At 74.1% G+C, this 25,021-nt stretch carries 23 protein-coding genes; 12 read left to right on the forward strand and 11 right to left on the reverse strand.

Going from position 1 to position 25,021, the window contains the following annotated elements; translation table 11 throughout:
- The first annotated feature begins 108 nt into the window (after positions 1-108).
- Positions 109-909, forward strand: a complete 801-nt coding sequence (locus ACH4T9_RS28480; protein ID WP_396674361.1) for a S1 family peptidase — start codon at positions 109-111, stop codon at positions 907-909.
- A 61-nt stretch (positions 910-970) separates the two neighbouring features.
- Here ACH4T9_RS28480 and ACH4T9_RS28485 read toward each other — a convergent pair whose 3' ends face one another.
- The gene (locus tag ACH4T9_RS28485) at positions 971-2,260 is read right to left on the reverse strand and encodes a YncE family protein (protein ID WP_396674360.1); all 1,290 of its coding nucleotides are present in this window, start codon (positions 2,258-2,260) and stop codon (positions 971-973) included.
- A gap of 191 nt (positions 2,261-2,451) precedes the next feature.
- Between ACH4T9_RS28485 and ACH4T9_RS28490 the strand changes: the two genes are divergently transcribed.
- The gene (locus ACH4T9_RS28490; protein WP_396674358.1) at positions 2,452-3,612 is read left to right on the forward strand and encodes a helix-turn-helix domain-containing protein; all 1,161 of its coding nucleotides are present in this window, start codon (positions 2,452-2,454) and stop codon (positions 3,610-3,612) included.
- A gap of 51 nt (positions 3,613-3,663) precedes the next feature.
- Here the strand turns inward: ACH4T9_RS28490 and ACH4T9_RS28495 are convergent, their stop codons facing one another.
- From ACH4T9_RS28495 to ACH4T9_RS28510, 4 genes are all read right to left on the reverse strand, one after another.
- Positions 3,664-4,629 (reverse strand): N-acetylmuramoyl-L-alanine amidase, encoded by a 966-nt coding sequence (locus ACH4T9_RS28495; RefSeq protein WP_396674357.1) that lies wholly within the window; start codon positions 4,627-4,629, stop codon positions 3,664-3,666.
- Positions 4,629-4,787 carry a hypothetical protein gene (locus ACH4T9_RS28500; RefSeq protein WP_396674356.1) on the reverse strand — a complete coding sequence of 53 codons (159 nt, stop codon included), beginning with the start codon at positions 4,785-4,787 and terminating at the stop codon, positions 4,629-4,631. Before ACH4T9_RS28500 ends, ACH4T9_RS28495 begins: the two co-directional genes overlap by 1 nt.
- A 133-nt stretch (positions 4,788-4,920) precedes the next feature.
- Complete coding sequence (locus ACH4T9_RS28505; protein ID WP_396674410.1) at positions 4,921-5,487, reverse strand: GNAT family N-acetyltransferase; 567 nt, start codon at positions 5,485-5,487, stop codon at positions 4,921-4,923.
- 14 nt (positions 5,488-5,501) lie between these two features.
- Complete coding sequence (locus ACH4T9_RS28510; protein WP_396674408.1) at positions 5,502-7,607, reverse strand: penicillin acylase family protein; 2,106 nt, start codon at positions 7,605-7,607, stop codon at positions 5,502-5,504.
- A gap of 56 nt (positions 7,608-7,663) precedes the next feature.
- Here ACH4T9_RS28510 and ACH4T9_RS28515 point away from each other — a divergent pair, with 56 nt between their 5' ends.
- The 5 genes from ACH4T9_RS28515 to ACH4T9_RS28535 all read left to right on the forward strand — a co-directional run bounded on the left by ACH4T9_RS28515 (position 7,664) and on the right by ACH4T9_RS28535 (position 14,394).
- Positions 7,664-8,377, forward strand: a complete 714-nt coding sequence (locus ACH4T9_RS28515) for a siderophore-interacting protein (RefSeq protein WP_396674355.1) — start codon at positions 7,664-7,666, stop codon at positions 8,375-8,377.
- Positions 8,378-8,468: 91 nt separating this feature from the next.
- Positions 8,469-9,968, forward strand: coding sequence for an MFS transporter (locus tag ACH4T9_RS28520; protein WP_396674354.1), 1,500 nt, complete (start codon positions 8,469-8,471; stop codon positions 9,966-9,968).
- Positions 9,969-10,336: 368 nt separating this feature from the next.
- Positions 10,337-12,514, forward strand: a complete 2,178-nt coding sequence (locus ACH4T9_RS28525) for a carbohydrate-binding module family 20 domain-containing protein (protein WP_396674353.1) — start codon at positions 10,337-10,339, stop codon at positions 12,512-12,514.
- A 245-nt stretch (positions 12,515-12,759) separates the two neighbouring features.
- The gene (locus ACH4T9_RS28530; protein WP_396674352.1) at positions 12,760-13,320 is read left to right on the forward strand and encodes a GNAT family N-acetyltransferase; all 561 of its coding nucleotides are present in this window, start codon (positions 12,760-12,762) and stop codon (positions 13,318-13,320) included.
- A 150-nt stretch (positions 13,321-13,470) separates the two neighbouring features.
- Positions 13,471-14,394 carry a siderophore-interacting protein gene (locus ACH4T9_RS28535; RefSeq protein ID WP_396674406.1) on the forward strand — a complete coding sequence of 308 codons (924 nt, stop codon included), beginning with the start codon at positions 13,471-13,473 and terminating at the stop codon, positions 14,392-14,394.
- Positions 14,395-14,467: 73 nt separating this feature from the next.
- On the opposite strand, the gene ACH4T9_RS28540 is transcribed toward ACH4T9_RS28535, so the two are convergent.
- A complete protein-coding gene (locus tag ACH4T9_RS28540) occupies positions 14,468-15,517 on the reverse strand; it encodes an LD-carboxypeptidase (RefSeq protein ID WP_396674351.1) in 1,050 nt (349 codons plus the stop codon).
- A gap of 524 nt (positions 15,518-16,041) precedes the next feature.
- Between ACH4T9_RS28540 and ACH4T9_RS28545 the strand changes: the two genes are divergently transcribed.
- The gene (locus ACH4T9_RS28545) at positions 16,042-16,365 is read left to right on the forward strand and encodes a TraR/DksA family transcriptional regulator (protein WP_396674350.1); all 324 of its coding nucleotides are present in this window, start codon (positions 16,042-16,044) and stop codon (positions 16,363-16,365) included.
- 27 nt (positions 16,366-16,392) lie between these two features.
- Here ACH4T9_RS28545 and ACH4T9_RS28550 read toward each other — a convergent pair whose 3' ends face one another.
- A complete protein-coding gene (locus ACH4T9_RS28550; protein WP_396674348.1) occupies positions 16,393-16,857 on the reverse strand; it encodes a septum formation initiator in 465 nt (154 codons plus the stop codon).
- A 102-nt stretch (positions 16,858-16,959) separates the two neighbouring features.
- Between ACH4T9_RS28550 and ACH4T9_RS28555 the strand changes: the two genes are divergently transcribed.
- From ACH4T9_RS28555 to ACH4T9_RS28570, 4 genes are all read left to right on the forward strand, one after another.
- The gene (locus tag ACH4T9_RS28555) at positions 16,960-17,652 is read left to right on the forward strand and encodes a response regulator transcription factor (RefSeq protein ID WP_396674347.1); all 693 of its coding nucleotides are present in this window, start codon (positions 16,960-16,962) and stop codon (positions 17,650-17,652) included.
- Positions 17,649-18,932 carry a sensor histidine kinase gene (locus ACH4T9_RS28560; protein WP_396674345.1) on the forward strand — a complete coding sequence of 428 codons (1,284 nt, stop codon included), beginning with the start codon at positions 17,649-17,651 and terminating at the stop codon, positions 18,930-18,932. The genes ACH4T9_RS28555 and ACH4T9_RS28560 overlap by 4 nt, the downstream gene beginning before the upstream one ends.
- 71 nt (positions 18,933-19,003) lie before the next feature.
- Positions 19,004-19,519 (forward strand): PepSY domain-containing protein, encoded by a 516-nt coding sequence (locus ACH4T9_RS28565; RefSeq protein ID WP_396674343.1) that lies wholly within the window; start codon positions 19,004-19,006, stop codon positions 19,517-19,519.
- 404 nt (positions 19,520-19,923) lie between these two features.
- A complete protein-coding gene (locus ACH4T9_RS28570; RefSeq protein WP_396674404.1) occupies positions 19,924-20,499 on the forward strand; it encodes a sigma-70 family RNA polymerase sigma factor in 576 nt (191 codons plus the stop codon).
- Between the two features lie 94 nt (positions 20,500-20,593).
- Here the strand turns inward: ACH4T9_RS28570 and ACH4T9_RS28575 are convergent, their stop codons facing one another.
- The 4 genes from ACH4T9_RS28575 to ACH4T9_RS28590 form a co-directional block, all read right to left on the reverse strand.
- Positions 20,594-21,349 (reverse strand): zf-HC2 domain-containing protein, encoded by a 756-nt coding sequence (locus ACH4T9_RS28575; protein ID WP_396674341.1) that lies wholly within the window; start codon positions 21,347-21,349, stop codon positions 20,594-20,596.
- Positions 21,350-21,511: 162 nt separating this feature from the next.
- Complete coding sequence (locus ACH4T9_RS28580) at positions 21,512-22,543, reverse strand: methyltransferase (protein WP_396674340.1); 1,032 nt, start codon at positions 22,541-22,543, stop codon at positions 21,512-21,514.
- On the reverse strand, positions 22,540-23,718 hold the full coding sequence (locus ACH4T9_RS28585; RefSeq protein ID WP_396674339.1) for an aminotransferase class V-fold PLP-dependent enzyme: 1,179 nt from the start codon (positions 23,716-23,718) through the stop codon (positions 22,540-22,542). Before ACH4T9_RS28585 ends, ACH4T9_RS28580 begins: the two co-directional genes overlap by 4 nt.
- Entirely contained in the window at positions 23,715-24,995 is a 1,281-nt protein-coding gene (locus ACH4T9_RS28590) for a hypothetical protein (RefSeq protein ID WP_396674337.1), read from the reverse strand. Before ACH4T9_RS28590 ends, ACH4T9_RS28585 begins: the two co-directional genes overlap by 4 nt.
- Positions 24,996-25,021 lie beyond the last annotated feature (26 nt).

The following is a 25,021-nucleotide window of genomic DNA, read 5'->3' on the forward strand; positions in this document are numbered from 1 at the left end:
GTATGACCAGGAGAGGATGATCAGAAATTTATATACATCAATAGAATCTCCGTCATCCCGAACACGGTGCGCCCACCGGCGCGCCGGTCCCTCGATGCGGAGGAACATATGGTTCGCTGGCGCACCCTCACTGGCCTGTTGGCCGCCGCGCTGGTCGCGGTGACCGCGGGCAGCCTCACCCTCACCGCACCCGCCGCCGCCGCGCCGCCCGACGGCACGATGACCCCGAACGTCGTCGGCGGCACCCGGGCCACCCAGGGCGAGTTCCCGTTCATGGTGCGACTCTCGATGGGCTGCGGCGGGGCGCTCTACAGCCCCCGGCTGGTCCTCACCGCCGCGCACTGCGTGGGCGCCACTGGTGCCAACACCAGCATCACGGCCACCCTCGGCGCGGTCGACCTCCAGTCGAGCAGCCGGATCACCGTCCGGTCGAACTACGTCTACCGCGCCCCGGGCTACAACGGTTCCGGCAAGGACTGGGCGCTGATCCGGCTGGCGACCCCGGTCACCACCCTGGCCACCCTGCCGATCGCCACCAGCGGCGCGTACGACAGCGGCACCTTCACCATCGCCGGCTGGGGCGCGGCGCGGGAGGGCGGCGCGCAGCAGCGCTACCTGCTCAAGGCCACGGTGCCGTTCGTCAGCGACTCGGTCTGCAACTCGAACTACGGCGGCGACATCATCCCGGCCGAGGAGATCTGCGCCGGCTACGCCAGCGGCGGCACCGACACCTGCCAGGGTGACTCGGGCGGCCCGATGTTCCGCCGCGACGCCAGCAACGCCTGGATCCAGGTCGGCATCGTCAGTTGGGGCAACGGCTGTGCCCGCCCCAACTACCCGGGCGTCTACACCCAGGTGAGCTACTTCGCCTCTGCGATCGCCGCGGGCGCCGCGAGCCTCGGCGGTTGACCGGACGACAGCACGGTGCGGCCCGGCCGGTAGTCCGGCCGGGCCGCACCGTGCGCCGGGCCTACTGGACGGCGGGCGGCGTCCAGTCGCTCGGCAGGTGCCCGATCCGGACCCGCTGCGGGTGGTCGCCCACGGGCACGCTGGCCACCTTCTGGCCGGTGGCGAAGCTGATCGCGGTGACCCGGTCCGCGCCCGACTCGGAGATGACGCAGTCGCGGCCGTCCCCGCTCACCGTCGCCCAGTACGGCTTGCTGGCGGTGACCAGCGGGCCGGGGGCGAGGGTGGCCCGGTCGACGACGGTGGCGTAGTCGTCCATGGTGCCGGCGACGCAGAGCTTCGCGCCGCCGGGGCTGATCGACATGCCGTGGTGCCGGGAGTCGTTGACCCAGGTGGTGCGGTCCTCGCTGGTGTTGGGGTTCTTCGGCAGGGTGGCGACCCGGGTGATCTTGTCGGTGGCCACGTCGTACTCGACGAAGCCGTTGAAGAACGACACCTGGAAGTAGAGCTTGCGCTCGTCGGGTGTGAAGACCGCGGGCCGGACGGCGTCGGAGAGGTCGCCGCGGCCGAAGGCGTCCAGCCGGGGCCGCATGTCGATCTCCCTCACCGTCTGCAGGGTGCCGGCGTCGGCGATCGTGATGTGCCGGTCGCCCTTGGTCCAGTCCTGCGACGGGTCGTCGAGGGAGGTGTTCACCTCGCCGATGGACATGTTCCAGATGTGCCGGCCGCCGCCGGTGAAGAGGTTCTCGTGCGGCTTGTCGCCGGTGCCGAACGAGCCGACCTGCTGGCCGGTGTTGATGTCGAGGACGTGCACCTTGTTCGAGGTGGAGGCGGAGACCGCGACCCGGGTGCCGTCTGGCGAGACCGCCATGTGGTCGGAGCGGAACCCGGAGACCGGGAACCGCCACCGCACCGCCCCGGTGCTCAGGTCGATCGAGACGACGTCGGCGAAGCTGGGCCGGGACGCCACCAGCGCGGTGCCGTCCGGTGTGGTGTACATGTCGTCGACGAGTTGGTCGTGCCCCTCGCCGGGGCCCTGCTGGATGCCCAGGTAGAAGGCGAGTTTGATGGGGTTGAGGTAGATCTCCCAGAGCCGCTGCTGCCTGTCCGGGACGACGTTGATCCGGCCGAGGCGGGCGTAGTCGCCGCGCGGGCGGATGACGTCCACGGTGCCCTCCCAGTTGTTGCCGACGAACATCACCTCCGCCAGCCCGGCGGAGGCGGGAACGACGGCGGCGACGGCGGGGGCGGGCGCGGCGGCGAGGGTGAGGAGGGCGAGGGCGGTGGCGAGGCTGCCGTACCGGCGTGGGCGGGGACGGTGGGCGCGCGGGGGCGCGGACGGTGCTGTGGTCATGGACTACTCCTGGACGTGGGGCGGCCGTGGTGTGGCGTTCCGCGGTGCGGAACGCGGTGCGGAACGCGGTGTTACTTTGCGGTAACAGAAGGAAACCAACCGAAGCCGGACTCCCGGTAGGCGACGGAGGCCAAAACCGGGCCGGGTCGTTGTGGACGGGCCACAGTGGCCGTGGCGAGGGGAGCGGGCCGATGGCGTTGACGGAACGGACCGGGCCCCTCGGTGCGCTGCTGCGCGAGCTGGCCGCGGACCGGCAGGTCGTGGACGAGATGGTCGAGGCCGCCCGGGTGCACTCACCGGAGGTGGCGCGGCTGCCGCCGGCGGAGAACCGTCGGCACGTGGCGGCCCTGTTGGCCGCTGGGCTGGCCTCCTTCCAGCGCCTGGCGGAGCCCAGCGAACGGGACTTCGCGGAGGCGCGGCGGCTCGGCGCCGACCGGGCCGGGCAGGGCGTCTCCGTCGCGGGCCTGCTGCGCGGGGTGCAGGCGGGCAGGCAGAAGGTGGTGGAGATCGCGCTGGACCGCGGCCGGGCCGCCGGGATATCCGACACCGCGCTGCTGGAGGCCATGCTGGAGCTCGGCCGGTACGCCAGTGCCCTGGAGCGTGCCCTGGTCGACGGCCATCACACGGCGGAGCTGGAACTGGTCCGCACCCGGCGGGACGCCCGTAACCGGCTGCTGCGGCGGCTGCTGCTCGACGAGGCGGCCGACGGTCGGCCGGACGAGCTGGCCGGGTTCGGGCTGCGCCCCGACGGCCGGTACCACTGCGTGGTCACCGACCTGACCGACCCGGCCCGGATTCCAGCGGTGCGGCGGCAGTTCTGCGGGGGCGGGGGTGTCTTCGGCACGGTCGACGACCGGCTCGCCGGCCTGTCCCCGCGGCTGCCGTCCGCCGACCTGGCCGACGCCGCCGTGCTCGTGGTGGCCGCCCCGGCCCGACCGCTGGCCGAGGCCCCGGCCCTGCACCGGCTGTGCGTGGCCGCGCTGCGCGTCGCCGCCCGGGCCGGGCTGCGCGGTCTGCACGGGGTGGTCGACCTGGCCGGCGAGACCGCGCTGGCCGCCCAGCCGGAGCTGGCCGGGCTGGTCAGCGGGGAATTGCTCGGCGCCCTCGACCAGGCCGACGACTTCCACCGCCAGCTCGCCTCGACCGCGCTGGCCTACCTGGACCACGGTCAACGGCTGGACCTGACGGCCACGGCCCTGCACCTGCACCCGAACACCGTGCGCTACCGGCTGCGCCGGTTGCAGGAGCTGGCCGGGCTGCCGCCGACCCTCGCCGAGCCGGGCGGCCGGTGGCCGGTCCCGCAGACGGTGCGCTGGTGGTGGGCGCTGCGCACCTGGTTGGGGCAGGAGTGAGGCGTGCCGCCGGTCCGGGCCGCACGCCTCACCCACCCCCCTGCGGTGGCCTCAGACGATCCGGGTGAGCCGGATCGCGTCGGCGATGACCAGCCCGGCGGCGGTGGTCCACCGGCTGACCCCGACGCGGTTGGCGTCCCCGGCCGGCAGGGCGAACGTGCCGAGGGAACGCCACTGCCCGCCGGTGGCGCGCTGGTCGACGTGGACGGTCCGGTTGCCGGCGGTGGTGGCCACGATGTACGGCGTGGCGCTGTTGTAGCCGGCGTTCGCCGGCCACCAGGCGTCGACCCGGTAGCTCCCGGTTGCCGGGACGTTGACCCGGTACCAGGCGACGTCGCTGGACTGCACCGGATCGGCGTAGCGGTAGTCGGCGCCGTACCGCTGCCCCGAGTACGACGAGACGCCCCAGTTGGCGCTGGCGGTGAACCGCCCGGCGGTGGAGTTGTCCACGATCGCGCTCCACGCGCTCCCGCCGGACATCCGGGCGGCGACGTCGGCGCGCATCACGTCGAGGTCGATGAACGACGGGTCGATCTTCCCGGAGGTGCTGGTCTCGCGGTGGCCCCGGGCGTGGCTGGCGTCCCGGCCCAAACGGGTGAGCACCGCGGCGGTGGCGGCGATGCACGCGTTGTACTGGGCGCTGGTCATCTCCTGGCTGACGCCGTTGTAGTCGATCTCCCAGCCGATCATCAGGGTGTTGCCGTCGCCGGCCGGGATCGGGCCGCTGCCGCGGCTGGCGCCGGCATGGTTGCACCGGCCGGCGGAGATCAGGTGGAACACGCCGTGGTAGTCGACCAGGGCCTGGCAGAGCGGGCCGGGCAGGTCGGAGCGGCCGTTGATGCAGATGTTCAGCGCCGGGTGCGGGTTGGTGGCGCTGGAGGTGGACGCGGTGTGGTGCCACAGCACCCCGATCGGGGCGAAGTCGCCCGGGCGCGCCCGGTTGCGCCAGTCGCCCTCCTCGACGACCTGCACGCCTGCGGCCCGCAGCACGTCGGCGAGCCAGGGGACCGGGGCCATCAGGAGGCCTGGATCAAATCGGCCAGGCACTCGGCCGGCGTGGCGGCGCGGGCCGGGGCGGGCCGGGCGGTGGCGGTGACGGTGAACGCGGCGGCCAGCAGGGCGGGTAGGCCGAGCAGGCGGCGACGCCGCAGGGTGGCGGAGGGGGAGGTGGCCACGACACTCCTCGATGAAGGACGGGGGCCCCGTCGATCGGCGATCACGATGACGGGCACGTTATACCGTCACGAGAGTCGATGTCGATACCCTTCGACCCCTCACATCATCCTGAAGCTTTCTGCCCGATCCGGCTCAGCCGGCCGCCGGCGCGCAGTGGTCGGCCTCGAACCGGGCCCGGGTGAGGAAGGCCAGCTGCGCCCGCTTGTCGGGCATGTCGATCTCATCGTCGAAGGCGAAGCCGGACCCCTCCAGCCGGTGCAGCGCGCGCCCGTTTCGCACGTCCGGCTCGACCACCACCCGTTGCCGGGCCGGGTCGCGGAAGAGGAACCGCACCAGCGCGGGCCCCACCGCGCCGGTGAGGTTGCGCGGCGGGCGTCGCCCGGGGGCGAGCAGCAGGTGCATGCCGACGTCGCCGGGCCGGACGGGGTACCGCTCGCCGACCGGGTCGGCCTCCGGCTCGTAGCTCTGGAACAGGCCGATCGGCTCGCCGTCGAGCTGGATCAGGTACGCGTGGTGGGTGGCCAGCCCGTCGACGAAGGCATACACGTCGCGCACCTGCTCGACGGTGTGCCCGGCCAATCCCCAGTACACCGCCCGGGGCTGGGTCACCCAGCCGTGCAGCAGCTCGGCGTGGGCCGCCGGGTCGACGGCGACGAGGGACAGCTCGCCGACGTCGGGTAGCCCCTCCCGGTACGCCACGGTCTTCTGGTGTGTCACGGGTTGCTCGTCTCCTGCTCGGGGGTGAGCTGCGCCCAGTCGGTGACCACCGGGATCAGCTCGCCGGCGGCCCACAGGGGCAGCTGGTTGTCGAAGTGCGGGTCGTCGGGGCGGCCGGAGGCGCCGAACGGCACCACCCACCGGCTGTCCGCCCGGTCGGTCAGGTCCCAGACGTAGCGGGCGACCGGGCCCCGCCAGCAGGCGTCGGAGAGCCCGGGGACGCTGCTCGTGGCCAGCACACAGTCGGCGTCGCCGGAGAGCGCCACGCGTTCGCGCATCTCCTCCACCGCGACGTCGACCTCCTTGGCCACCGACAGGTGCACCGGGTGCAGGACGTGCCGCCGCCCCCAGGTGCCGGGCGGGTCGCCGTGCGCCACCTCCTCCAGCGCGGCGGCGGCCACGGGCCCCACGTCGACGCCGAGGCGGTCCAGCCCCGCCACCACGGCGTCGAGGGCGTGACCGATGCGGCCCAGGGGGTTGGTCCACGCCGCGAACAGCTCGTCGTACGCGCCCCCGGCGCGCAGTGGGCGCAGCCGCGGGTGCTCGTGCAGCCCGCGGGCCAGCGCCGCCCGCCAGGCGGCGAACGCGCCGGCGTCGGCGCTGTCGGCGCGCATCCGCCCGTCCCAGGCGGTCAACCGGTCGCGCAGCGCCCGGGCCGGCGTGCTGAGGACGTCGGCGTCGAGGCGGTCGAGGGCGCCGCGCAGGACGGCGGCCTCCAGCCGGTCGTCGGTGTGCACGGTGGACGGCTCGGCCCCGGCCGTCAGCAGCGTACGGATGCGCTGGGCGCGGTGCGGCGGGGCGAAGTCGACGCCGAGCGCCGCCACGTCGGGCCGGCGGTCGTTGGCGCAGACCGCCGGCCCGGTCACCGCGGTCCGGGACATCGGGGCGTACTCGCCGGTCCAGTCGTAGCGCGGCTCCCAGCCGGGCACCGGTTCCCGCCGGCACCGCTCGTCGCGGACCGGGACGAGGCCGGTGACGAGCTGGGCGATCGCCCCCGACCGGTCGGCGACGAGCACGCTGTTGACCGGTTCGACCCAGTGGCGCAGCGCCGTGGCGACGTCGCCGACGGTCCGCGCCCGCAGCAGCGGCAGCAGCGCGTCGAAGCCGAGGCGCTGCTCGACCCGGGTGGGGGTGCGCAGGCTGATCGCCTCGCCGGTGTGCCGGTCCTCGTCGATGACGGGGCCCCGGGGCGTCTCGATCACCTCGACCTGCACCGGGTCGCCGCCGCGTACCCCGATGCGCTCGATGTGGTGGCGGGCCGGCGCCCAGCCGTCGGCCTCGCGCACCAGGACCCGGTCGCCGTCGCGGCGCAGCTGCTCCCGGTAGAGGTCCTGGTAGTCGGCCATCGCGTTGGTCACGGCCCAGGCCACCTCGCCGGCGTGGCCGAAGTGCGGTAGGCCGGGGACGCCGGGGAAGGCGAACCCGAGCACGTCGAACTCGGGGCAGGCCAGCCGCACCTGGTGGTAGATGCCGGGTAGTTCGAGGATCCGGTGTGGATCGCCGGCGATGACCGGACCCCGCCCGGTGGCCGGGTCGGCGGGCACGGCCCAGGCGTTGCTGCCCGAACCGGCCGGCGGCTCGGCGCTGAACAGCCCGGCCGCCGCCGGCCCGAGGGTGGCGGCTACGTGCGCGTGCCACAGCTTGTTCGGGAAGGTCGCGAACAGCACGTGCTGCACCAGGAAGACCCCGAGCGGGGACCACGGCCGCCACCGGCCGGGGGCGCAGCCGGCCGCCGCGAACTCCGGGGCCCCGGCGGCTCCCTCGGCGAGTCCGTCGTTGACCCCCTGGGCGTAGGCGGCGGCCCAGCGCCGGGTGGCGGGGTCGAGCCCGGCGTAACAGCGCCGGGCGGTGTCGTCGAGGCGGGCCCGGCGGGCGAACCGGTCCCAGCCCACCTCGGCGGGCCCGACGTGCTGGGCGAGCCGGCCCTCGGAGCGCCACCGCTCCACCTCGATCTGCCACGCCCGGTCGAGCGCCGCCGCCCGGCCCTGGAGCCGGGCCAGTTCGTCCACGGTGTCCGCCCACAGGTGCGCCACGCCCCAGGCGTCGCGACGGATGCCGGTTGTCCGGGCGTGCGGCGCGCGCGGCGAGGCAGGCTCCCACAACAGTTCCAATTTAGGTTACCCTCCCCTAACTTAGGTTGACCTTACTGGAGGGGTGCGTGAAACGGAACTGGGAAGCCCTGGTGCTGCGCGCGATGGGCGGCCGGACCTTCCGGCTGACCGTGCGGGGGACCGAGCCGGTCGGCGGGAGCTATCAGCGGCTGCATCTCGACGACGGCGGCCTGCTGGCGGAGTGCGGGGTCCACCCCACCATGTGGGTCCGGCTGTGGTTCGACAACGGGGGCCGCTCCCACCAGCGCGCCTACACCCTCGTCGACCCCGACCCGGCGGCCGGCCGGTTCAGCCTGGAGTTCGCCCTGCACGACGGGTGCGCCGCCCGGTGGGCGAGCGCCGCCCGGGCCGGCGACACCATCGAGGCCACCGTGCAGGGCAGCGCGTTCCGGCTGCCGGACCCGGCCCCGCGCCACCTCTACCTGGTCGGCGACGCCGCGTCCCTGCCGGCGGTCAACAGCCTGCTGGACGCCGCCACGGACATCCCGGCCACGGCCTGGGTGGAGTACGCCCACGACGGCGAGCGGGCGCTGCCGACCCGGGACCGCGCCGGCCACGAGATCCACTGGGTGCCCCGTCGCGACGACGGCCGGCACCTCGTCGACACCGTCCGCGCGGCGCTGCCCGCCGGTGCCGACGACGCCCACTACTGGGTCGCCTGCGAAGCGGCCAACACCCGCGACCTGACCAGGCACCTGCGCCGTACCCTCGGCGTGGGCAAGCACCAACTCACCGCGCTCGGCTACTGGAGCGCACGGTGAGGTCGCCCATCGGCACGCTCACCGCCCCCCACGTCCCGGTGCTCGCCGCGAGCTGAGCGGTCCGACCGCTTCCCTTCCGCCCAGGAGCGCCATGAGCCTGTCCGACCCCGCCGTCCGGACGTTGCCCGTCCCCGCCCGTCCGCTGCCCACCCGGTGGCTGATCCTCGCCGTGCTCTGCCTCGCCCAGGTCACGGTGGTGCTCGACAACACCGTGCTGACCGTGGCGGTGCCCGTGCTCACCGCCGAGCTGGGCGCCAGCACCGCCGACGTGCAGTGGACCATCAACGCGTACGCGCTGGTCCAGTCCGGACTGCTGCTCACCGCGGGCAGCGCCGTCGACCGGTACGGCCGGCGCCGGCTGCTGCTGGCCGGCCTCGTCCTGTTCGGAGCCGGCTCGCTGGCCGCGGCGCTGGCCCAGTCCACCGGGCAGCTCATCGCGGCCCGGGCCGGCATGGGCATCGGCGGCGCACTGCTCGTCACCGCCACCCTCGCGGTGGCGATGCAGGTCTTCGACGCCGCCGAGCGGCCCCGGGCGATCGGCATCTGGGCGGCGGCCAGCGCACTGGGTTTCGCGGCCGGGCCGCCCGTCGGCGGGCTCATCCTCGCCCGCTTCCCGTGGGAGGCGATCTTCCTGGTCAACGTCCCGATCGTGGTGGTCTGTCTGGTGGCCGCCGGGCTCCTCGTGCCGGAGTCCCGCAACCCGTCCGGCGGTCGCCTCGACCTCGGCGGGGTGGTGCTGTCCACGACCGGCCTCACCGCCGTGGTGTACGCGATCATCGCCGGCCCCGACCGGGGCTGGGCCTCCGCCCCGGTGCTCGGCACGGCCACCGGGGGAGTGCTGCTGCTCGCCGCGTTCGTGTGGTGGGAGCGGTGGATCGCCCACCCCATGCTGGACATGGGCTTCTTCCGGGACCGCCGCTTCGTCGGCGCGGTCTCCGGGGTCGTCCTGATCACCTTCGGCGCCACCGGCGCGCTGTTCCTGCTGACCCAGCACCTCCAGTTCGTGCGCGGGTATCCGGCCTGGGAGGCCGGACTGCGGATGGTGCCGTTCGCGCTGTCCATCGTCGTGCTCAACCTCGCCGGCATCGCCGCCCGGCTGATCCACCGGCTCGGCACGGCCGGGGCCATCGCCGTCGGTATGACCCTGCTCTGCGGCGGCCTGCTGTTCGTCACCCATGCTCCGGGAGACGGCTACGGCTTGCTGCTGGCCGGCCTGCTCACCATGGGCACCGGCTGCGCCCTGGCCAACCCGGCGATCGTGGAGGCGGTGATGAGCGCGATCCCGCCGGAGAAGGCCGGCGCGGGCGCCGGGGTGGACGGCACGATGACGGAGGTCGGCAGCAGCCTCGGCGTCGCCGTCCTGGGCGCCGTGCTGAACGCCCGGTTCGCGGCCCTGCTGCCCGCCGCGCTGGCCGGTGCCGGGTCGTTCCCCGCGGCGCTGGCCGCCGCCCGGACCGACGCGGAGCGGGCCCAGGTCGCCGATGCCTTCCGCGCCGCGTCGGAGTCCGGGCAGACGGTGGGCGCGGTCGCCGTCCTCGCCGGTGGCCTGGTCGCCGCCTGGCTGCTGCGGCGGGCGCACCGCACCGGTTGAGGCGCACTCCGGACCGGCTGAGGCGCACTCCGGGCGGGGCGCGACGCCGGCCGGAGCGTGCGGCGTAGCGGCGACGGGGTCCTGCAAGCTGCTCGCAAATACTGGAAGTTGTTGCGGCAAGGTTGCGCCGATCTCTCCCGGTATGTCAAGGAACTCCCTCCAGCGCGAGGGGGGATTCCTCCGAAGTGGGCAGTGGGGATGCGCTGAGCGCGGTAGGAGAGGCTGCGCGGGTGCATATTGCCGGCAGGTTTCAAAAATCTTGCCGAAAGGTCTTGCAAAGTCTTTCATCCATACCGCATCGTCTTGCTACCTGGACGGCCGTCCATCCACCAGTGCCTCTTCGACCCCCGGAGGAAGGTTCACCCGTCATGGAACGTCTGAGGTCACCCCTTAGTGGCCGCGCCGGCGGCCTGCTGCTCGCCGCCGCCGTCGCCGCGTTGGCCCTGCCGGTCGCGATCGCGACCACCACCGCCGCCACCCCAGCCCAGGCCGCCGCCGGGCTCAACAACAGCGAGGTGACGGCCAGCCTGTGGGAGTGGAACTGGCCGTCCGTCTCCGCCGCCTGCACCAACCACCTCGGCCCCGCCGGGTACGGCGCGGTCCAGGTCGCGCCGCCGCAGGAGTCGGTCAGCCTGCCCAACAGCGTCGACGGCGTGCACCCCTGGTACGAGGTGTACCAGCCGGTGTCGTACAAGCTGGAGAGCAGGTTCGGCACCCGCGCGCAGTTCGCCGCGATGGTCACCGCCTGCCACAACGCCGGCGTGCGGGTGTACGTCGACGCGGTCGTCAACCACATGGCCGGCGCGAACAACGACGAGTCCGTCGTCGGGTACGCGGGCACGGACTTCTCCGGCCCCGGCTACAGCTTCCCGGCCGTGCCCTACGGCAACGGGGACTTTCACCGGCCGGGCGACAACTGCCCGACCGGCGGCGGCATCAACGACTGGAACAACGAGGCCCAGGTCACCAACTGCGAGCTGCTGCAGCTGACGGACCTGTACACCGAGAAGGACAGCGTCCGTACGAAGATCGCCGCCTTCCTCAACGACATGATCGGCCTCGGTGTCGACGGCTTCCGGGTCGACGCGGTCAAGCACATCAAGAAGGACGACTTCGCGGCGCTCCTCGGCAAGCTGAACAACACCGTGGCCGAGAACAAGCGCCCGTACATCGCCCAGGAGATCTTCGACGGCGCCAGCAACGACGCGCTCAAGGCGCGGGCGTTCACCAGCAACGGCGACGTGCTCGACTTCGCGTACGCCAAGGGCCTCAGGTCCGCCTTCCAGGGCTCGATCTCCACGCTCGCCAACATCCCGAGCTGGAACCTCGACGCCCCCAGCGCCAACGTCTTCTCCATGGTCACCAACCACGACCTGGAGCGCGACGGGGTCGTGCTGTCCTACAAGAACGGCACCGACTACACCCTGGCCAACTACTTCGCCCTGGCCTACCCGCACGGCAAGCCCTCGGTCTACGACAGCTTCTCCTGGTCCGGCCGCAACCAGTCCCCGCCGGCCAACGGCAGCGGCTACGTCACCGACACCGTCTGCGGCGGCGCCTGGAACTGCCTGACCCAGTCCACCGGCGTCAAGGGCATGGTCGGCTGGGCCAACGCCGCCCGCTCCGTCAAGAGCGTGTCGGACTTCACCACCGTCAACAGCAACGTCATCGGCTTCCACCGGGGCGACCGTGCCTGGTTCGGCGTCAACGACTCCGGCAGCGCCACCACCGCCACGTTCACCACCGGCCTCGCCGACGGGCAGTACTGCGACGTCGTCTCCGGACCCGCCACCGCGTCCGGCTGCGCCGGCGGCACGGTGACCGTCTCCGGCGGCCGGGCCACCGTGTCCATCCCCGCCAACAACGCGGTCGCGATCCACGTCAACGCCCGGCCCGGCGGCGCCACCCCGTCGCCCACGGTCACCCCGACGGTCAACCCCACCGACAAGGTCGCCACCACCTTCACCGTCGCCGCGACCCCGGCCGCCGACCAGGAGGTCTACGTCGTCGGCAGCATCCCCGCCCTCGGCTCCTGGGCCCCGGCCGGCGCCGTCAAGCTGACCGCGCAGGGCGCCAACACGTACCAGACGGTGATCGACCTGCCGCAGTCCACACCGGTGGAGTACAAGTTCATCAAGAAGAACGCGGCCGGCGCCGTCACCTGGGAGAGCGGCGCCAACCGCTCCTTCACCACCCCGGAGGGCGGCACCTACACGGTGAACGAGACCTTCCGCGGCGACACCGACACCGGCGGGCAGATCGCCGCCTCGTTCCACGCCACCGTCACCACCTCCTACGGCCAGACCGTCTACGTCGTCGGCAACATCGCGGCCCTCGGCGGCTGGAACCCGGCCAACGCCGTCGCGCTCTCCTCGGCCGACTACCCGGTCTGGCGGGCCACGCTGAACCTGCCCCCGAACACGGCGGTGGAGTACAAGTACATCAAGAAGAATCCAAACGGCTCCGTCACCTGGGAGAACGGCGGCAACCGCACCTTCACCACCCCGGCCAGCGGCACCAGGACCAGCACCGACACCTGGCGGTAGGCACCCCACCGCCCCCTGCGACACGGGGTGGCCGGCTCCCCGGAGTCGGCCACCCCGTCGGTGGTCGCGGGCCAGCCGGGCGGGAGACTGTGGACCGTGGCACGCGCCCGACGGTCTAGGCTGGCGTGTCCTGACTTTCCGTCACGGTGCCGTGCCGCAGGCGGTGACGGCGGCCGGCGCCGTCGGTGTGGCAGGACGCCGGCCGGACGGCGGTCCACGCCGGTGCCGGCCCATCGAGGAGAGACATGACGACTGCCCCGACCTCCTGCTCGCGTCACATCGACGGCTTCGGCGAGGTGGCGATCCGGCCCGTGCGGCCGGCCGAGGACATCGACGTGATCCACGACTGGGTCACCCGGGAGCGCTCGCGGTTCTGGGGCATGCTCGACGCCAGCCGCGAGCGGGTGCTGGAGATCTACGAGTACCTGGACTCGCTCGCCACGCACCACGCCTACCTGATCCACCGGGACGGCCGGCCGGTGGCGCTGTTCCAGACGTACGAGCCGGCGGCCGATCCGGTGGGAGAGTGCTACGACGTCCGGCCCGGCGACTTCGGCATCCACCTGATGATCGGACCGCCGGACGGGGGCACCGAGCGGGGCTTCACCGCCGTACTGCTCGACACCTTCCTCGCCTTCGTGCTGGCCGACCCGGGCCGCCGGCGCATCGTGGCGGAGCCCGACGCGCGCAACGACAAGGCGATCGCCCGGCTGACCCGCGCGGGCTTCGTGCCGGGGCCGCAGATCGACCTGCCGGAGAAGCGGGCCCAGCTGCTCTTCCTGGACCGGGACGCCGCGCTCGGGTGACCCGCAGGCGGGCACCGTCCGGCCCGGTCAGGCCGGTGGCCGTCGCCCGAGGGAGGGAAGGTCGTACCGCCTCACACCCGACCGGGGACATTAGGTTAGCCTAACCTCGTGTCGACTGATCACGCCCAGCCGCAGCCGGCGCAGGGTGTCATGACCGGGACCCTGCCCATCGCGCCGTGGCGCCTGTTCGCCGTCGAGGTCCGCGCCGTACGCCGGCTCAGCCCCTCGTTCCTCCGGGTCACCTTCACCGGCCCCGACCTGGACCGGTTCGCGGACAACGGCTACGACCAGCGGGTCAAACTGGCGCTGCCGCTGCCCGGGGAGCGCGGGGTCCAGCTCCCCGTCGGCGCCGACTGGCACGTGAGGTGGCGGGCCCTGCCCGAGGACCGGCGCTGCCCGGTGCGCACCTACACCGTCCGGGCGGCCCGGCCGCACCTGGCCGAGGTCGACATCGACCTCGTCCTGCACGGTGACGGCGGTCCGGCCAGCCGGTGGGCCCACCGGGTCCGGCCCGGGGACGAAGCCGCCCTGCTCGGCCCCGACGCCGGCTACCCCGGCGAGCACGGCGGGATCGAGTTCCGGCCCCCGGCGACGGGCCACCTGCTGCTGGCCGGCGACGAGACGGCCGTGCCCGCGATCTGCGCCATCCTGGAACGGCTCCCAGCCGACGCCCGGGGCCGGGTGCTGCTGGAGGTGCCGGAGCGGGCCGATGCGCTGTCCGTCCCGACCCCGGCCGGCGTCGAGGTCGCCTGGCTGCCCCGCGACGGGGGTCCGCACGGCAGCCGCCTGGTTCCCGCCGTCGCCGCGGCGGCGGCGAGCCTGCTGCCCGGCCGGACACCGGCCATGGCGGGCCTGCCGTTCGGGCGGACGCCGATCGCCGACGTGGACGTCGACCGGGACTTCCTCTGGGAGGTGTCGCCCTCGGTGGCGTCGGGGCCGCTGTACGCCTGGCTGGCGGGCGAGGCCGGTGTGATCCGTACGCTGCGCCGGCACCTGGTCGCCGAGCGGGGGATCGACCGGCGGGCGGTGGCGTTCATGGGCTACTGGCGGCTGGGCCGGGTCGACCCGATCTGACCATGACCGGCGGTGCCGCCCTCTGGGTGTTGAGCGACGGCTTGATATGGGTCGGGCAGGCGTGTGGAGGGTTCTATCGATAGTCGGCGAAAATTCGACGTTCCACGCCATCAACGGTGATGGCTCCGCCGTGGGGAAGGATCCATTGCGGTCGGGTGTGGCCGAAGGGGATGCCGACGCAGACGACTGCCTCCGGGTTGTAGCGGGCCACGACGTCGACGACCGTGTCGCGCTGCTGCTCGCGTAGCCGTGCCCGATCCGCGGCAGCGGGCCGACGGGTGTGGTCGGAGACCGGCGGACGGGCGAGCAGGACCGCGTCGACGGCGCTGAGGATGCCGCGTTCACCGAGTGAGCGGACGATGAAGCTGACATCGCGCGCAGGGAGGAGTTCTTCCGACGTCTCGATGATCAGCACCCCGCCGTGCAGAATCTGCGGGGGAAATGGGAAGCGTCCCGCCGTCAGGATCCACTGGATGACCTCCAGGCAGCCGCCCCAGGTGGTGCCGGTGACTGTGCGGCGCGGCCCGTACCAGTTCCACGGCTCCGTCGGTTCGCGTTCTCCGGAGTGTTCCAACGCTTGCGGATTGGCCCAATCGATCCCGACATCTTCGGATTCGCCCGGATCGGTGATCTCCAGCCGCTCCCCGGTGAGTAGCGCCGCTCGCAGCGACCGGGCGTGGATGTCGTCCACGGCAGGCCCGGGGCCAAGGTGTACCTGGGAGGATCCGCCGTAGAAGCTGGCGATGCCAAGGCCCCAGAGCCAGTGGTGCAGGTTGGTGTTGTCGCTGGTGCCGAGGAACGGCTTCGGATCGGCTCGGGCGAGGTCGGCGTCCAGATGCGGGATGACCGTGATCTGGTCCTCGCCTCCGACGACGGCGAGAATGCCGCGCACCTCGGGATCTGCGAAGGCGGCGTTGATGTCCGCTGCGCGCGCTGCCGCGGTCGCACCCACCTTGCGGGTGGTCGGGTATTCGACCGGAACGAGGCCGGTCACGTCAGCAAGCCGTCGCATGGCCTGCTCGTGGATTTCGGGATAGGCACCTGCTGCGGCGAAGGACGGGGAGAGAACTGCGATGTGGTCGCCTGGGCGCGCCTTCCGAGGAAGAACAAGATCGTGCGTCATGCCGAGATCCAACAGGTGCGCCAGTCCGTACGCATCCCATTTTGGGGTGTATCACCGCGTTGGCCTGGGTTTATCGGCGCGGTGCCCGGCGTCAACGGGCGAGCCGTACCGAGGTGCCACCTTCAACCGGACGGGTGCCAACCCAATGCCAACTCGCACCGGACGGCGCCACCTCGCCGCGGACGGGACGCGTGCCGTGCCTGGGCCGGGACGCCGGCGAGCAACGTGGTTGGGTTCTGCGGCGGGGCGGCCTATGGTGGCCCCATGCCATCGGCCGCCCCGCTCGCCCGCGTCACCGTCACCGCCGTGACGGCGTCGCCGGCTGCCGCCGGCCGCCGGCGCACGTGGGTGGCCACCCGCCCGGCGGGCGCGCCGTCGCCCGGTGCCGCCCCCATCCACGGGCTGCCGAGCCCGATCCCCAGCGGGCGTGGCCCACCGCCGGAACATCTCCGACGGGTACGGCCACCAGGGCGAAGCTTCCGGCTTCGGCCCTTTTCTTTTACCCTTTTCCGGAAGGACGCGACATGAGCACCGACATCCAGCAGGCCAGCGGCCAGCAGTGGCTCGCCGACCTGCGCGCGACACTGACCGACGATCACGCGGCCCAGACGGTCCGGCTGACCGAGCTGACCGCCGACACCGGCGACCCGGGCGAGGCGCACACCCGCGCCGCGCTGATCGCGGCGACCCGGATGAGCCTGGAGCGGATCGTCGACGCACTGCACCGCATCGAGGACGGTCGCTATGGTGCGTGCGAGAAGTGCGGGGCGCAGATCCCGCCGGAGCGGCTGGAGGTCGTCCCGCACGCCCGCTTCTGCGTGCCCTGCCAGCAGAAGCACCACGGCTGACCAGATCCGCGGGTGGCCGTCGCCGGATCAGTCGTCGGCGACGGCCACCGGCTCGCCGGCCACGCATCGCAGTTTCAGCTCGTGCTCGCCGCCCGACCCGACGAAGGTGACCTCGACGTCGTCGTCCGGGCCCTGGTCGGCGTCGCCGACCCGGTAGCCCTGCGCGGGCGCCCAGGACACCAGCCGCACCCCGCCCGAGGTGCACTCGGCCACGGCGCTGCCGCCGGTGGTCGCGAAGGCCCGGCGCGCGCCGGCCCCCGGCGACGCGGTCACCGGGGGCGCGCCCGGCCCGGTGGACGGGCTGCCGCCCGGGGCCGCCGTGCTCGCCTGCGGCGAGGCCAGCGCCCGTTCGACGTCCCGCTGGCTGTGCACCCCGCCCGGGGTGCCGGTGATGCTCTCCCCGACCAGCCGGATCGCGGCCACCCCGACCAGGGTGGCGAGCACGGCGGTGGCCAGCCACCCGGCGAAGGCGAGGGCACGGCGACGACGCATCCCCCGACTATCCCCGATCGAAGGTTGGCGGGAGCACCGGTCGACGCTAAGAGAGGGTTAAGGAACCGGCCGGCGGCGGTCCCGGCGGTTAGCCTGCATCCTGTGCCCCGCCTGCTGCTCATCGAGGACGACCTGACCATCCGGACGCCACTGGCGCGGGCGCTGCGGGACCGGGGTCACGCCGTGGCCGCCGCGTCCACCGCGATGGCGGGTCTGCGCGACGCCCTCGACGACCGGCCGGACCTCGTCGTACTGGACCTGGGCCTGCCCGACCTCGACGGGCGGGACCTGCTGCGGATGCTGCGCGCGGTCAGCGCGGTGCCGATCATCGTGGCGACCGCCCGCGACGACGAGACCGAGATAATCCGGGTCCTCGACGCCGGCGCCGACGACTATGTGGTGAAGCCGTTCACCGCCGCCCAACTGGACGCGCGGGTCCGCGCGGTGCTCCGGCGCGGCGCGGCCCAGGCGGCGCAGGACCCGACGCTGGCGGTGGGCGGGCTGCGGGTCGACCCGCGCTCACGGCAGGTGACCCTCGACGGCACGCCGGTCGAGCTGACCCCGCGCGAGTTCGACCTGCTGCACCACCTAGCCGCCCGGTCCGGCGAGGTGGTCACCAAGCGGGAGCTGCTCACCGAGGTCTGGCAGATCCCGTACGGGGGCGCGGACAAGACCGTCGACGTGCACCTGTCGTGGCTGCGCCGCAAGCTGGGCGAGAGCGCCCAGCAGCCCCGATACCTGCACACGGTGCGGGGGGTGGGGGTCCGGCTGGAGTCCCCGGGCGGTGCCGGGTGAGGGCGCGGCTGGCGCTGCTGTCCGCCGCGGTCAGCGTGCTCACCCTGGTGGCCTTCCTGGTGCCGTTGGCGCTGCTGGTACGGGCCGTGGCCGAGGACCGGGCCACGGTCCGGGCGACCGCGGACGCGCAGAGCCTGGTGCCGGTGGTGGGTACGGCCGACGCCGCCACCATTCGGCTGACCGCCGAGCAGCTCGCCGCGGAGTCGGGCCGGCCGGTCAGCGTGTTCCTGCCCGGCGACACGGTGCTGGGCACGCCCGTCCCACGTACCCCGGCGGTGGCCCTGGCCGAACGGGGGCGAAGCCTGACCGCGGAGTCGGACGAGGGACGCGAGGTGGTCATCGCCGTGCAGGGCCGGCCGGATGGCACGGGCGTGATCAGGACGGTGGTGCCGCGCGCCGAGCTGACCGCCGGGGTGACCCGGGCCTGGCTGGTGCTGGCCCTGCTCGGGGTGCTGCTGGTGCTGCTCGGGCTGCTGGTCGCCGACCGGCTGGCCCGCACCCTGGTCCGGCCGATCGCCGAGCTGTCCGCGGTGTCGCACCGGCTGGCGAACGCCGAGCTGGACGCCCGGGTGACGCCGGCAGGCCCGGCCGAACTGCGCGAAGTGGCCGGCGCGCTCAACCACCTGGCGGGCCGGATCCAGGTTCTGCTCGCCCAGGAGCGTGAGGAGGTGGCTGACCTTTCCCACCGGCTGCGCACCCCGCTGACCGCGCTCCGCCTGGAGGCTGAGTCGCTGCGTGAGCCGCAGGAGGCGACGCGGATCGCCGCCGCGGTGGACGGGTTGGAGCGGGCCGTGACCGGCCTGATCCGCCAGGCCCGCCGGGACCGGTCGCCGGCCGCCACCGGTGGCGACGCGGCGGCGGTGGTCGCCGACCGGGTGGCGTTCTGGTCGGTGCTGGCCGAGGACACCGGGCGGGAGGTCCGCTGCGACCTTGATCCCGGGCCGCTGCCGGTCACGGTGCCCGCCGAGGAGTTGGCCGCGGCCCTCGACGCGCTGCTCGGCAACGTGTTCGCGCACACCCCGGACGGCACCGCGTTCACCGTCCGTCTCGCCCGCGACTCCGACGGGGTGGTCCTCGTCGTGGCCGACGGGGGCCCCGGCATGCCGCCCGCCACCGTACGCCGGGGAGCCAGCCCGGCCGGGTCCACCGGATTGGGCCTGGACATCGCCCGCCGGGTGGCGGAGGCCGGCGGCGGCCGGCTGGAGCTGCGCACCGCCCCGGGCGGCGGGGCCGAGGTGCGCCTGTGGCTGGCCCCGCCGGCGACCTTAACCGCGCCTTAGCGTTCGTGCAGCGCGCCGCTATCCCGCCACGGCCGATCCTCGACGTAGTAACCGAGGAAAGGTGCACCGAGATGAAGCGCAACTCCCTGATCATGGCGTCCGTCGGCGGCGCGGCGATGCTGGCGGTGGCCGGGGTCGCCCTCGGCGTCACCGCCGCCGACGACCGCGCCGCACCGACCGCCCTGGTCGCCGCCACCGTGGCGCCGGCGGCGACCGGCAGCCCGGACGACGCCCCCACCTCGGTGCCGGCGACCGGTGCGCCCGCCACCGGTTCGCCCGCCGGCACGGCGACGCCGCCCCCCACCGGCTCGCCCGCCGGCGGGAGCGTCGACGAGCGGCGGGCCGGCGAGATCGCTCTGGCGCGCGCCGGGGGCGGCCGGATCGTCGAGGTCGAGGCCGAGGACGAGGACGGCCGTCAGGTGTGGAGCGTCGAGATCGTCGACGGGCAGACCGAGCACGAGGTCGACGTCGACCGCAACGACGGCACGGTGGTCAAGGCCGAGCAGGAGCCGGTCGACGATGACGACGATGACGACGACGACGACCGTGACGACAAGGACGATGACGACGACCGCGACGACGACTGAGGGCCGGCACCCCGGTGCCCGGCCCGGCGTCGCCGGACCCGGAGACGGGCCGCTCCCACACGGGGAGCGGCCCGTCTCCGTCTTCGCCCCCGCCGCCCGGCCAGCCGTCGCACCGCCCGACGGCGTTTCCGGCGCGGCGTGGAACTTTTCCCTCCCCGCGACCGACAAACAGTGGTGCGTCGCACCGGGGCGGCGCGCGGAGACCGCCCTCCCACCGCTGGTGGGAGGCGTCAGCCGCCGGAGCCGGGCCGGGAGACAGACCACGTGAACGCAACAGCGCCGCGCGCCGTACCGGTTCGCGTGAGCACCGCCGAAGCGCACCACCGGGCGGGCGCGGCCACCCGCGTCGGGTCGGCCACCCGCGTCGGGTCGGCCACCCGCGTCGGGTCGGGCGGCCGGCGGTGGTGACCGCGGAGGCCGACGACGAGCAGGTGACCCGCTGGGCACGCCTCGCCGGGCAGGGCGACCAGCAGGCCGCCGCGGCGTTCGTCCGGGCCCTGCAACGCCCGGTGTGGCGGTTCCTGGCCCACCTCGCCGGGCCGGGGGAGGCCGACGACCTGACCCAGGAGACGTTCCTGCGGGCGCTGCGCAGCCTGCCCGGCTTCGCCGGCCGCTCCTCGGCCCGCACCTGGCTGTTCACCATCGCCCGCCGGGTCGCCGTCGATCACGTCCGGGCGGCGGTGACCCGCCCGCGTACCGCGGCCCTGCCGGACTGGCGCACGGCGGCGGAGGGCGTGGGCGCGGTCGAGCCCGCGGTGGACGACGGTGTCGCCCTGCACCGGCTGATCGCCGCTCTGGCCCCGGAGCGACGGGTGGCGTTCGTGGCCACGCAGGTGGCCGGCCTGTCCTACGCGGAGGCCGCCCAGGTGTGCGGCTGCCCGGTCGGCACGATCCGCTCCCGGGTGGCGCGGGCGCGCGAGGATCTGGTGGCCGCCTGGCACGCCGACGCCCGCCCGGCCCGCCCGACCAGCGCCGGCTGAGTTCCCGGGCGGGCGGCCGGGAGACCGCCGACGCCTGCCCGGCCCGCTGAGCCTTCGGGCGCCGCCGACGGCCCCGCCCGCCGAGGGCCGGCCTTCAGGCGGCCCGGCGGTCGCTGGCCTGCGCGGCGTACGGCTGCGGTGGCACCAGGCGCAGCGGGGCCGGCTGCTCGGACTGGTCCGGCTCGACCCGCCAGCGGGATGCCCGCGACCGTCCCTGCCCCGGCGACGGACCACCCGGGCGCAGCCGGGGCCGCGACAGCAGCCCGGTGAGCACCCAGCCGACCACCAGGAAACCGTGGCTGACCAGCCGGGACGCGGCCACCTGGCCGGTCATCAGGTCGTTCACCGACAGCAGCACCAGCGTCGCGACGAAGGCGCTGAGCATCGGCAGCACCCCGGCGGGCGCAAACCGCCGCGCCGCGACGAACAGGAACCCGGCGCCGACGGCGACGTTCCACGCCGCCGACTCGTGCCACAGGTGCTGGCCGGCGGCGTGCGCGTGCGCGACGACCGCGCCCCGACCGACCTGCGCCAGCCCGAGCACCAGTTGCACGGCGCCGACCAGGCCCAGCGCGGCCCGCAACCCGGCCACCAGCCGGCCCCGCCGGGCGGGCGTCCACCGGCGGGGGGAAGCCCCGGCCGGGACGGCGGCGAGGACCGCGTCGGCCAGGTCGGGCCCCGGCGACACCAGCCGGGTACGTGCCCGCCGGGTCACCGCCGCCGCCGCATCGAACCAGGCCGAACAGTCACCGCACGCGTCCAGGTGCCCCTCGGCCGCGGCCCGCTCGGCCGGGCTCTCCTCCCCGTCCAACTGGGCCGACAGGATCTCCCGCCACTGCTCACACCGCATGTACCGATAGTCGCTCGCCGGCGGCGTGTGGTTCCCGCCGACGAGCCACGTGCCACCCGGCGCTGCCTTTCGGCGGGCGGCCGTCAGCTGCGAGCCGCTGCTCGACGGCGAGCGCGCCCCCGCCCCCGGTCGGCAGCCGCGACGCCGCCCGCCCCGCCCGGCTCACGGCGCGTCCGGCGGCTTGTACGCGGTGACCAGCTCCCAGCCGCCGGGCAGCACCCGCACCCGGGTGAAGCCGACCTCCTCGAGCAGGCCGGTGTAGAACTCCACCTCCCGCAGCCGGCTGACGCAGCTGTCGACGCCGATGAGGAAGTAGCTCCAGAAGAACTGCATCGCCAGCCGGTCCGGGGTGCGGAACTCCTCGCAGATCAGCAGGAGCCCGCCCGGCGCGAGCGCGGCGTACGCCTTCTCGACCAGCGTGCGGGCCACGTCGTTCGGCCAGTCGTGCAGCACCCGTACGAACGCCAGCGCGTCGTAGCCGCCCGGCAGCGGCTCGGCGAGGAAGTCGCCGCCGACGAACCCCAGCCGGTCCGGGTGCCCGCAGCGGGCCCGCGTCAGCTCCACCAGCGGTGCCACCGCCGGCAGGTTGTACACGTCGGCCCGCAGCCCCGGGGCGTCGTCGAGCACCCGCGCGGCGAGCGTGCCGTCGCCGCCGCCGACGTCGAGCAGGCGGCACCGGCCCGGCCACAACCGGTCGGCGTGCCGGTGGACCGTCTCGAGCACCGGGCCGAGGCCGACGGCCATGCTGCGCTCGAAGGCGGCGGTCTGCTCGTCGTCGCGCGGCGGCCACGCGAAGTCGTCATCGGTCATGCCGGCGTCGCCGCGCAGGCTCTCCGCGAGCCGGCCGTGCAGCCGCCGCCACGGGTACCGGTCCCGGTCCCGTTCGATCGCGTCCGGCCCGGCGACCGCCGCCACGGCGTCGCGCAGCCCGGGCACGGCCCGGTAGCGGGCCGTGGTGATGTCGTCGCCGGGCTCGTCCCGCTCGACGAACCCGAGGCTCTCCAGGCAGTCCAGGAACTTGTACAGCCGCAGCGGCCGTACCCCGAACTTCTCGGCGAGCTCACCGAGGACGGCCGGACCCGGCTCCAGCACGTCGAGCAGGCCCATGGTGAGCGCCGTCTCCAGCACGTCCATGGCCTTGGTGCCGTTGGCGAGCAGGCTCATCAGCGCCCGCGGCGACAGCGTGACGGTCATCGGCCCAGCTCCTCTTCCAGTGCGTCCATGAACGCCTCGACCTCGTCGAGGGTGTTGTAGACGTGCGGTCCGACCCGCAGGTAGCCCCGCCAGCTGCAGATCACGTCCCGCGCGGCCAGCCGCCGCTTGACCGCCTCACCGTCTGGGACGTCCAGGCACACGACGCCGCCGCGCAGGTGCGGCTCGGTCGGGCTGACCACCGTGATGCCGGCGGCCCCGGCACGGGCCAGGATCCGGGACGTGCACGCCAGGGAGTGCTCCCGGATCGCGGCGATGCCCACACCGGCCAGCAGGTCCAGGCCGACCTGGGAGACCAGCGAGGTGAGTGGGAACGGGGTCCCGCCGGCGAACCGCTGGGCCCCGGCCGCCCAGCCGGTCGACGGCCGGAAGGTCAGCGCCCGGTCACCGGCCTGCCAACCGGTCGCCGCCGGCTCCAGGGTCGACGTCAGGTCCGGGCGGACGTACAGGAAGGCCGTGCCGACCCCGCACAGCCACTTGTGCGCGCCGCCGAGGACGACGTCGACGCCGAGGGCCGTCACGTCCAGCGGCATGATCCCGACGCTCTGGAAGGCGTCCACCACCACCAGGGCGCCCACGTCGTGGGCGCGCGCGACCAGGCGGCGCAGGTCGACGGTGGCCCCGGAGGAGAAGCTGGCGTGCGGCACGCACACCAGCAGCGTCCGCTCGTCGATGCGCCGGACGAGCGCGTCCTCGTCGAAGCCGGGGCCACCGGTGCCGACCACGTCGAGCCGGGCGCCGTAGCGGCGGAACGCGTTCCACACGAACGGCACGGCCGGGAACTCCAGGTCGGTGATGACGACCCGGTCGCGCGGCGGGCGGTAGTCGAAGCAGGACGCGACCCGGCCGAGCAGGATGCTCAGGTTCGCGTCGGTGACCACGCTGCCCGGCGGGGCGCCGATGAACGCGGCCAGCCCGTCGGCGTACCGGTCGAGGCCCTCGTGCCAGCCCTGCCACACGTCGTCCCGCCAGGTGCGCAACGTGTCCCAGTAACCGGTGAGAACGCCCTGCGCCGCCCGTGGCACCGCGCCGGTCGAGTTGTTGTTCAGGTAGAGGCAGGTCTCCAGCAGGGGGAACTCGGCGCGCAGCGCGGCGTGCGCGGCGGCGTCGAGACGCCGCGGCCCGCCGATCGCGGATTCCAGTTCGGGTGCGCTCACTCGGGACAGCCTCCACTCGGTTCGGACGGGGCCGCCTGGTCGGGGTCGGCGGTGACGGCGGTGAAGACCGGGATCGCCCGGACCTCGGCCAGGTAGGGTGTCCCCTCGGTGTAGCCGGTGCCCGGCCGCTCGCCGAGCATCCGGACCGCCAGCCGGTGGTGGGTGCGGCGCCAGTGCAGCACCGTCGCGGCGAACTCACGCATCCGTAGCTCCACCAGGGCTCGGTCCGCCCCGGCCAGCCGGCCGTCGCGGACGGCCGCCCGCAGCGCCGCGTCGACCGAGGGCCCTCCGGCGCGTACCCGGTCGCGCAGCTCGGGCACCGACCGGTAGGCGGCCGAGTCCAGCCGGGACCCCTCGGGGGTACGGCACAGCGACTCCATCAGCTTGTAGGAGCGGGACTGGATCGCGCTGGCCCCCTCGGTGTACGCCCGGAACGTCCGGAACGACTCCGGCTGCATGCTCGCCAGCAGCGAGAACAGGGGTGCGGCCGAGGCGAGCTGGTCCCGGGCGTACCCCAACCGTTCCGCCGCCGCGACGGCCCGGCCCGCGTCGATCGCGTCGATCGTCGCGTGCAGCTCGTCGGCGAGCCCGGCGAAGACGCACTCGTAGGCCTGGAGCACCCGGATGAACAGGTACTCGTCGTGCGACAGGTACACCGGCAGCATGCTCAGCCGCAGCGCCCGCTCCTCAACGGCGCTGCGGTCGGCGGCGGCGAGGGCGTGCAGTGCCGCGGCGGCCGCCGCCGGCTGGGGATCGTCGACGGTCAGGCCCAGGCGGGACACCGCGGGGAAGACGGCCCGGACGCCCAGCCGGTGGCGTTTGGCCACCAGCGCCGGCCCGGGCCGCTGCTCGGGCAGCAACTCGGTGGTGCCGGCGGCGGCGGCCAGCTCGAACGCCAGCGCGTCGGCGACCAGGTGCACGAGGAGCCGGTCGCGGCCCTGGCGGGTGGCGGCCCGATCCGTCACCGAGCCGCCACCGCCGTCGCCGCAGGGCAGCCCGAGCAGGCGCAACGCCAGGTAGCTGCGGTAGTCGTACCGACCGTCCCACTTGTCGAGCGCGACGTCGAGGAAGTCGCGCAGCAGCCGGACGGGCCCGGAGTCCGCCGGCCCGGCGCCGGTCGCCCGGGCGGCGACGTGCGCCCTCGCCTCGTCAAGGAGAGCGAGCAGCCCCTTTCCGACGAAATGTTTGCCGGTCCGGTGGAACTCAGCCATCACCGGGAGGTAGGGAAAACTGTCGGGATCGGCCCCCCCGGACAGCCAGCTCGTCAGCTCGCGCACGAACCGCACCTCGACATTACAATTAT

The sequence above is a fragment of the Micromonospora sp. NPDC020750 genome (genome assembly GCF_044334565.1).
In the GTDB taxonomy this organism is placed as follows: domain Bacteria; phylum Actinomycetota; class Actinomycetes; order Mycobacteriales; family Micromonosporaceae; genus Micromonospora.

What these genes read in the sequence shown, in the direction of transcription:
- ACH4T9_RS28565 (WP_396674343.1), top strand. Translation starts at nt 19,004, where the DNA reads ATGAAGCGCAACTCCCTGATCATGGCGTCCGTCGGCGGCGCGGCGATG.
- ACH4T9_RS28530 (WP_396674352.1), top strand. Translation starts at nt 12,760, where the DNA reads ATGACGACTGCCCCGACCTCCTGCTCGCGTCACATCGACGGCTTCGGC.
- ACH4T9_RS28545 (WP_396674350.1), top strand. Translation starts at nt 16,042, where the DNA reads ATGAGCACCGACATCCAGCAGGCCAGCGGCCAGCAGTGGCTCGCCGAC.
- ACH4T9_RS28525 (WP_396674353.1), top strand. Translation starts at nt 10,337, where the DNA reads ATGGAACGTCTGAGGTCACCCCTTAGTGGCCGCGCCGGCGGCCTGCTG.
- ACH4T9_RS28550 (WP_396674348.1), bottom strand. Translation starts at nt 16,857, where the DNA reads ATGCGTCGTCGCCGTGCCCTCGCCTTCGCCGGGTGGCTGGCCACCGCC.
- ACH4T9_RS28575 (WP_396674341.1), bottom strand. Translation starts at nt 21,349, where the DNA reads ATGCGGTGTGAGCAGTGGCGGGAGATCCTGTCGGCCCAGTTGGACGGG.
- ACH4T9_RS28490 (WP_396674358.1), top strand. Translation starts at nt 2,452, where the DNA reads ATGGCGTTGACGGAACGGACCGGGCCCCTCGGTGCGCTGCTGCGCGAG.
- ACH4T9_RS28535 (WP_396674406.1), top strand. Translation starts at nt 13,471, where the DNA reads ATGACCGGGACCCTGCCCATCGCGCCGTGGCGCCTGTTCGCCGTCGAG.
- ACH4T9_RS28485 (WP_396674360.1), bottom strand. Translation starts at nt 2,260, where the DNA reads ATGACCACAGCACCGTCCGCGCCCCCGCGCGCCCACCGTCCCCGCCCA.
- ACH4T9_RS28580 (WP_396674340.1), bottom strand. Translation starts at nt 22,543, where the DNA reads ATGACCGTCACGCTGTCGCCGCGGGCGCTGATGAGCCTGCTCGCCAAC.
- ACH4T9_RS28480 (WP_396674361.1), top strand. Translation starts at nt 109, where the DNA reads ATGGTTCGCTGGCGCACCCTCACTGGCCTGTTGGCCGCCGCGCTGGTC.
- ACH4T9_RS28540 (WP_396674351.1), bottom strand. Translation starts at nt 15,517, where the DNA reads ATGACGCACGATCTTGTTCTTCCTCGGAAGGCGCGCCCAGGCGACCAC.
- ACH4T9_RS28520 (WP_396674354.1), top strand. Translation starts at nt 8,469, where the DNA reads ATGAGCCTGTCCGACCCCGCCGTCCGGACGTTGCCCGTCCCCGCCCGT.
- ACH4T9_RS28495 (WP_396674357.1), bottom strand. Translation starts at nt 4,629, where the DNA reads ATGGCCCCGGTCCCCTGGCTCGCCGACGTGCTGCGGGCCGCAGGCGTG.